Here is a 5,027-nt window from a genome sequence, read left to right as displayed (position 1 = left end):
TTTGAGATTTCGACAACCTCATTCTGGCACAACTGATGCCGTAGGGGGCCGTCCACCCCATCAACCACAGGAAAGTGTTGTGGCGCGAGCAAGCGGTTGCGGCGGAGCAGCCAACAACAGCCTGTGGTTATGGGTCCCGGGTCAAGCCCGGGACGACGGGCGGAGATAGCGTGCGCAAATCTCTCAGCTGTCATTGCGAGGAGCGAAGCGACGAAGCAATCCATCTCTCCGCAAGTGGTGGCATGGATTGCTTCGCTCCGCTCGCAATGACGGGCGGAATTACACCTCGCTTTCGCGGTGTACGTCGTGGACCACGATGCCCATGCCGTTGTCGGGCATCTTGATCCAGTCGCGTCGCATCAGCGTGCGCTTGGTGTCCTCGTATCCGCTCATCCAGTGCTCGCGCATCGAGGTGCCCGAGAATTCGTGATCCTTGGCGTGACCTTCATAGGCCTTCTGCTGATAGATCAGTTGCAGGATCGCGATGCTCGGCAGGGCGCTGTTGGAATCGCGAAGATGGCGCTCTTCTTCCGATAACTGCTCGTTTGGAATCTTCGACAGCGCCTTGTAGAGGCGGGCGCGGAGATTGTGGGTCTTGCGATACATATCGGTGTTGTACCGCGTGCGCGAGGAATACATGATGTCCTTGTGGCGGGCCATCACGTCGTGGATGTCGCGGGGCAGCACGCCGCGGGCCGAGAACAGGTCGACCTGGAACACCAGCGAATTCAGGCTGTCGACCTGGTCGAGCAAATGCTGCAGCGGCGTGTTGGAGACGATGCCGCCATCCCAGAAATGATCGGTGCCGACCTTTACCATCGGCAGCGCCGGCGGCAACGCGCCGCTCGCCATGATGTGCTCGGGAATGATCTCGTCATGCGCGTTATCGAAATAGATGAAGTTGCCCGACAGCACGTTCACCGCGCCGACTGCAAAGCGCATCTTCTTGGAATTGATGCGCTCGAAATCGACCAGCTCGAGCAGCGACTCGCGTAACGGCGCGGTGTCGTAATAGCTCGTCGCCGTCCGCGCACCGGCCGGGCTTAACCAGGGATTGGTGTTGTGGGGTGCGAAGAAACCGGGCTGGCCCAGCACCGTCGTCACGAACGAACTGGTGAAGTTGCGCGCCTTGCGGAAGATGTCGCCATCCGGCGTGTAGTGCCAGATCTTGCGGCTGGTGATGCGGTCCCAGAATGTGTGCAGCCGCTCGAGCCGTCGCTCCGGCGGATTGCCGGCGATGATCGCCGAGTTGATCGCGCCGATTGAGACGCCGCAGATCCAGTCCGGCTCGATACCAACTTCGTGCAGCGCCTGGTAGACGCCGGCCTGGTAGGCGCCGAGCGCACCGCCGCCTTGCAGCACCAGCGCGACACGGTCGCAGCGCTCCGGCCGCCAGCCGCGATGGGAGGTTGCAGTTTCTTGTTCGTCGAAATGTGGGCTACGCGCATCCATGTCCTGACACTCCCTGCGCGCCAACGATTCCGTGTGCCCGTGACGTGCTGATGACAGCCGCCAAGGGGACATTCGGGGTCACGCGGCTGAAGGAAATCCCTCATATCAGTGTCAATGTCCGCCGCTAGCGTTCAGGCCACATATTGCAAACAGGGGGATTTGCGATGCGCAGGGAAGAGCTTTTGAGGCTTCCGTCGATGCCGGCCGCCGGTCCGAGCTATCCCGCAGGACCCTACCGCTTCGTCAATCGCGAATTCCTGGTCATTACCTACGAGACCGATCCCGAGTTGATCCGTGCCGGGCTGCCTGAGCCGCTCGAGCCGATTGATCAGCCGATCGTGCACTACGAATGGATCAAGATGCCTGATAGTTCCGGCTTCGGCAGCTATACCGAGTCCGGTCTGGTGATCCCGGCGCGCTTGCACGGCGAAGAGGTCAATTTTGTTTCGCAGATGTACCTCGACGATGATCCGCCGATTGCGGCGGGCCGCGAGATCTGGGGCTTTCCGAAGAAATACGCGCATCCCAAGCTCGAGATCGTCAAGGACACGCTGACCGGCACGCTCGAATATGCCGGCCAGCTCGTCGCCATGGGCACCATGGGCTACAAGCATGAGAGCATGGCGGGCAATGGCGACATCACCCGCGCGACGCTGTCGAAGACGCAAATTAATCTGAAGATGATCCCGGGCGTCGACGGCCGTCTCGAAGTCTGCCAGCTCGTTGCGATCAACCTGACCGACATCAACGTCAAGGGCTCATGGATCGGCCCCGGCCGGCTGCATCTGGTGCCGCATGTCAATGCGCCGGTTGCGGATTTTCCGGTGCGCCGCGTGGTCGGCGCGCATCATTTCCTCGCCGATCTGACGCTGCCGTTCGGTCGCGTCGTGCACGATTACAACAAGGAAGCCGAGCAGGTTGCCGCGACCGGTCTCGCCGCGGAGTAGGCTGCGACATCAAACTGTAACAAAATCGTAATTGTATCGCGTGCTGACGTACGTGCGGGGTGGATGCTCCGCACGGGTCTTGTGCTGGCTGCAGCAGGGGTTAGCGATGCATCGCGTTGAGCTTCGGGCTGGTCATGTCGGCTGAACCAGCGAAAATCGTCAGCGTGCCCGCGGACGCCACCCCGGTGATCCCAGGTCTGGTGTGGGCATTCCGTCTGCATAGCGACGGCAACGCTGAATCCTTAGCCATCGATGCGCCGATCGAGTTCAGCCATGATGGCAGGCTCTGGCTGCATTTCAATCTGGCGGATGGTCGCACGCGGCAATGGCTTGCCGGCCTGCAGATGCCCGCGCTCGCGCGCGATCTGCTATTGTCGCACGACAATTTCCAGCAGCTTCACGTCATCGACAACTGCGTCTACGGCGTGTTCTCCGATCTCATCCGCGAGATCGATTCCCCGACCGAGGAAACCGGCTTCCTTCGCTTCGCGATGACCGAGCGTCTCCTGATCAGCGGCCGCCATCAGGCGCTGTGCGCAGTGGATGCCACGCGCCGCGTGCTCGAGGGCGGCCATCGTGTCGCGACGGTGGCGGCGCTGCTTGAGAAGATCATCGACGAGGTCGCCGACACCATGGACCGGATGGCCGACAAGATCGGCACCGAGATCGACGAAATCGAGGAGCGGGTGCTGTCCGGCGAGACCAAGTCGGAGATGCGCGCCGGGCTCGGCCGTTTGCGGCGGACCTGCCTGAGGCTGCACCGTCAGCTTGCCGGCTTGCGCGTCCTGTTCCACCGGCTCGAGCAGAAGAGCCCCGACAATCTCAGCCCGGCGCTACGCCTGCATGCCGCAAAGCTCGCACAGCGGCTCGATGGCCTCGACCACGATATCACCGAGCTGCGCGAACGCAGCCGGCTGCTCGAGGAGGAGCTTCGCTTCAAGCTGGAGGAGGAGAGCAACCGGCATCTGCACGCGCTGTCGGTCGTGACCATGATGTTGCTGCCGCCGACGCTGGTCACCGGCATCTTCGGCATGAACACCAAGGGGCTGCCGCTCACCGACGTCGACAGCGGCTTCCTGTGGGCCGCGGTGCTGTTGATCGGCGCCTCCGGCCTTGCCTACCTGATCATGCGTCGCCTGGGCATCGTCAAATAACGGGCTGCGGTATCATTGCATGTACCGAGTGCTCATCCGCGCGGTCACGGTATTCGCGGCGATCACCGCCGTTGCCCTCGCAGCCGCCCGCGCGGCAGATCAGCCCGACGGCGGCAACAAGGACCTGCGCGACAGGCTGGCGGATGCCGGCTACCAGTTCAGCCTGACCTATATCGGCGAGGGGCTCGCCAACGTCTCCGGCGGCATGCGTACCGGCGCGATCTATACCGGGCGTCTCGACCTTGGCACCACCATTGACCTTGAAAAGGTGATGGGCTGGACCGGCGCCACCTTCCACGCCAACATGTTCCAGATCCATGGCGACGGCCTGTCGCGCAGCTATATCGGCAATCTGATGCTGGTCTCGGGCGTCGAGGCGTTATCCTCCACGCGCCTCTACGAACTCTGGATTGAGCAGCAACTGCTCGGCGGCAAGCTTGCCGTCCGCGTCGGGCAGCAGGCTTCGGACGTCGAATTCATCGATAGCCAATACGACGACATTTTCATCAACTCCGCGTTGGGCTGGCCGGGCATCACCGGCATCAATTTGCCGGGCGGCGGCCCGTCACCGCCGCTTGCCGTCCCCGGCATCCGCATCAAGGCGGCGCTCTCGGACCGGATCACGGCCTATCTCGCACTGTTCGACGGCAGCGCGGCGCCGCCGGACGCGGACGACTCGCAGATCGCCAATGCCAACGGTCTTCTGTTCCGCGTCAACGATCCGCCCTGGTGGATCGGACAGCTCAAATACAAATTCGAGATCGGCGAGAGCCGGCTGCCGGCGACGATCACCGGCGGCGGCTGGTATCACATGATGTCGTTTCCCGATCAGCGCTTCTCGGCCGACGGCCTGTCGCTCGCCGATCCCAACAGCTCCGGCGATCCGGCATGGTGGCGCCGGAACCAGGGATTGTTCATGGTCTATGAGCAGCAATTGGCGCGCGCCGCACCCGGTTCGGACAAGGGCGTCGCATTCTTCATGCGGGCCTCGGTGAGTCCGTCCGATCGCAATCTGATCAGCACCTATGTCGACGGCGGCTTCCTGTTCACCGGTTTCAGCGATGCCCATCCGAACGACAGGTTCGGCATCGCGGCAACCTACGCCAGGATATCCGACCGCGCCCGTGCCTTCGACCGCGACACCCAGTTCTTCACCGGCACGCCATACCCGATCCGCGACTACGAGGCGATCCTCGAAGTCACCTATCAGCATGAGGTCAGGCCCGGCTTCCTGCTGCAGCCGGTGTTTCAATATATCGCGCATCCCGGTGGCGGCGCGGTCGACCCCTACGATCCCACGCAGACGCATCGCATCAAGGATGGCGTGATGGTCGGCGTGCGCACGACCATCGTGTATTAGCGGAGTGATAAGTGACGACGTCACTTCGCAGGCGCGCCGCAACTTGTAGATTCCATGGGGCGGTGAGCGCGCCCTTTCCGGTAGGTTTGGGTTTCCACACTCGAACCATCGGAG

At 62.5% G+C, this 5,027-nt stretch carries 4 protein-coding genes; 3 read left to right on the top strand and 1 reads right to left on the bottom strand.

The genetic code is table 11. The features are described 5' to 3' along the window. Positions 1 to 279: 279 nt before the first annotated feature. Entirely contained in the window at positions 280 to 1,452 is a 1,173-nt protein-coding gene (locus OZ411_RS42480; protein WP_130582660.1) for a patatin-like phospholipase family protein, read from the bottom strand. 164 nt (positions 1,453 to 1,616) lie between these two features. On the opposite strand from OZ411_RS42480, the gene OZ411_RS42475 reads away from it, so the two are divergent. The 3 genes from OZ411_RS42475 to OZ411_RS42465 all read left to right on the top strand — a co-directional run bounded on the left by OZ411_RS42475 (position 1,617) and on the right by OZ411_RS42465 (position 4,913). Further along, positions 1,617 to 2,399, top strand: coding sequence for an acetoacetate decarboxylase (locus OZ411_RS42475; RefSeq protein ID WP_282532735.1), 783 nt, complete (start codon positions 1,617 to 1,619; stop codon positions 2,397 to 2,399). 134 nt (positions 2,400 to 2,533) lie between these two features. Further along, a complete protein-coding gene (locus OZ411_RS42470; protein ID WP_282532734.1) occupies positions 2,534 to 3,553 on the top strand; it encodes a transporter in 1,020 nt (339 codons plus the stop codon). Between the two features lie 19 nt (positions 3,554 to 3,572). Next, positions 3,573 to 4,913, top strand: a complete 1,341-nt coding sequence (locus tag OZ411_RS42465; RefSeq protein ID WP_282532733.1) for a carbohydrate porin — start codon at positions 3,573 to 3,575, stop codon at positions 4,911 to 4,913. The last annotated feature ends 114 nt before the right edge of the window (positions 4,914 to 5,027 follow it).

This window comes from Bradyrhizobium sp. Arg237L (assembly GCF_029990105.1).
Classification (GTDB): domain Bacteria; phylum Pseudomonadota; class Alphaproteobacteria; order Rhizobiales; family Xanthobacteraceae; genus Bradyrhizobium.
Note: the sequence above shows the minus strand (reverse complement) of the source record. Positions and strands in the feature narration are given on the sequence as shown.

Coding starts and splice junctions, on each gene's coding strand:
- OZ411_RS42470 (WP_282532734.1), top strand. CDS start 2,534: ATGTCGGCTGAACCAGCGAAAATCGTCAGCGTGCCCGCGGACGCCACC.
- OZ411_RS42475 (WP_282532735.1), top strand. CDS start 1,617: ATGCGCAGGGAAGAGCTTTTGAGGCTTCCGTCGATGCCGGCCGCCGGT.
- OZ411_RS42480 (WP_130582660.1), bottom strand. CDS start 1,452: ATGGATGCGCGTAGCCCACATTTCGACGAACAAGAAACTGCAACCTCC.
- OZ411_RS42465 (WP_282532733.1), top strand. CDS start 3,573: ATGTACCGAGTGCTCATCCGCGCGGTCACGGTATTCGCGGCGATCACC.